This window comes from Pusillimonas sp. SM2304, assembly GCF_031628915.1.
Taxonomy (GTDB): Bacteria; Pseudomonadota; Gammaproteobacteria; order Burkholderiales; family Burkholderiaceae_B; genus Pusillimonas_C.
The window spans coordinates 1-1862 of the sequence record NZ_JAVLUJ010000004.1 but is presented as its reverse complement, the minus strand read 5'-3'; the positions used below and the strand labels follow the sequence as shown (position 1 = coordinate 1862).

Annotated in this window: 1 protein-coding gene; it reads left to right on the top strand. The window is 56.6% G+C overall.

What is annotated here, in order from left to right; translation table 11 throughout:
• Nucleotides 1-91 precede the first annotated feature (91 nt).
• Complete coding sequence (locus tag RE432_RS19590) at nucleotides 92-1117, top strand: IS110 family transposase (protein WP_310935225.1); 1026 nt, start codon at nucleotides 92-94, stop codon at nucleotides 1115-1117.
• The last annotated feature ends 745 nt before the right edge of the window (nucleotides 1118-1862 follow it).

The following is a 1862-nucleotide window of genomic DNA, read 5'->3' as shown; positions in this document are numbered from 1 at the left end:
CGCAATGGAATGGACGCCCCTACTCGTAACGGCATCAATGTGCCAAAGTGGAGGTGTTGCACAACCACTTGAACCGAGAGGAGCGTCCACCATGAAGATTACAACTATCGGCATTGACTTGGCAAAGAACGTGTTTCAAGTCCACGGCGTTGATGCGCACGGCAAGACCGTGCTGAACAAGCAGCTGAAGCGCGACCAGGTCGCAAACTTTTTTATCCAGCTCGAGCCGTGCCTGATCGGGATGGAAGCGTGCGCCAGTGCTCACCACTGGGGTCGCAAGCTGCAGGCCATGGGGCACACAGTACGCTTGATGGCGCCTCAGTTCGTCAAGCCCTACGTCAAGACCAACAAGAACGATGTGGCTGATGCCGAGGCGATCTGCGAAGCGGTGGCCCGACCAAATATGCGCTTTGTAGCGATCAAGACGGTCGATCAGCAATCGGTCTTGGCCTTACACCGGGCGCGCCAAGGCTTTGTTCGGGCGCGCACCGCGCAGGCTAATCAGATTCGAGGCTTGCTAGCTGAGTTTGGACTGGTTCTACCGCAGGGCATACACCACTTGACTAATCGGGTCCCGCAGCTCATGCAAGAGGCCAGTGATGAATTAACGGGCGCCTTTTGTTTATTAATTGACCGTTTGTTGGATCAGTTAAAAGTGCTGGACCAACATGTGCATGAACTGGAGTTCCAGATCACGAGCTGGCACCGCGCCAACCCACTGAGCCGTAAGCTAGAGAAGATCCCCGGTATTGGCCCCATTACTGCTAGCGCCTTGGTTGCCTCTATCGGCGATGCTGAGCACTTTCACAATGGCAGGCAGGTTGCGGCGTGGTTGGGCTTGGTACCTAAACAGCACTCGAGCGGTGGCAAGGCAGTGCTGCTGGGCATCAGTAAGCGTGGTGACTCTTATTTGAGATCGCTACTGATTCATGGAGCGCGTGCCTTGGTTGCTCAGGTCCGACGCAAGTCGCCCGACGCGGGCTGGCTCAACAGGTTGCTCCAGCGGCGTAATACCAATGTAGTGGTTGTGGCGTTGGCCAACAAGAATGCTCGGATTGCCTGGGCCTTGTTGGCCCACGATCGAGAGTTCCGACCTGATTACGCGCTTAGCGCCTAATCAGGTCGGCGGGTTGTTGTAGTGAAGAGTCACTGAAAAAGTAAGGAGCCCTTCCACCGATTGTTCAGGCAATCATGCATTGATGGCAAAACAGGTCAGACCGTGGTTGGCCAAACCCGTCGAGTTCTCAGCACCTTGAGTGCGTGGTCGCAGTTGGGTGCCAACCAGCAGAATCCATCAGGGACAGCAGCGTAAAGGCTGCAACCAAAGTCCGGATGTACAGGTGCAATCTTTACCTTCGAGTCATCAAGAATTGAAAGCTTGGCAAACCAGGGGCGTCCATGTACAGAACTCGCGCCATCGGGCCGGTGGCCCGAAAGCCGGCGCTCAAACAACTGCGCCCTTGTCTCTCCGCCAGGCTGGCTTGCCACGGCGGAGCCCAAAGTCGCCCGGCCACCCCGCAAGCACCCGGCAGGCCTCATCATAAATAGAATTGGCACCCCGGTTTGCATGTCGGGGTGGCTGTGTCGTGTGATTGACGCTGAACGCTGTCGTGCAGGGTTCGGTTCTTCACTGTCTGTCGTGGGGGATGGCATGGGTGCGATGCCTGTACCAAGCGACTGCAGCCTGAATGCAGCCGGACTCAGTCGTGCAGGGCTCGCTCTTTACTGCCAGTCAGGATGGGTGGCCTGGGTACCTGCTCAGAAGTCAAACAATCCAGAGGTCAAACAGTCAGCATTCACCCACGCTTGAGGTCATGCAATGCAGGGCATGACCGCCCAAATACCATGTGCTTCGAGCCACG